We start from the raw sequence: 301 nt of genomic DNA on the forward strand, positions 1-301 counted from the left end.
CTGAAAACACACAAATATATGTGACTATCACTCCGTATAACGCAACGGGAGATGCCACTGGATGTTCTGAAGAGTCGTTTACCACAGAAAATACGGCAACAATCCCTAACTGTACTTCATTGAGCAGTCCGCTAAACGGTGCTAACAATGTACCTACAGATACAGCTCTAAGTTGGAATATGGTTCCTGAGGCAACGGGTTATAGGATAACAGTAGGTACAACTGCTGGAGGTATTGATATTTTAAACAATTCAGATGTTGGTAATGATACCACATTGAATTTAAACTCAGACCTCCCTGA

Annotated in this window: 1 protein-coding gene; it reads left to right on the forward strand. The window is 40.9% G+C overall.

Annotated elements, in window-relative coordinates; all coding sequences use genetic code 11:
- A partial coding sequence (locus tag MWU65_RS17680; protein ID WP_247079987.1) for a hypothetical protein occupies nt 1-301 on the forward strand: 301 nt, incomplete at both ends.

This window comes from Cellulophaga sp. F20128 (assembly GCF_023015805.1).
Lineage (GTDB): Bacteria > Bacteroidota > Bacteroidia > Flavobacteriales > Flavobacteriaceae > Cellulophaga.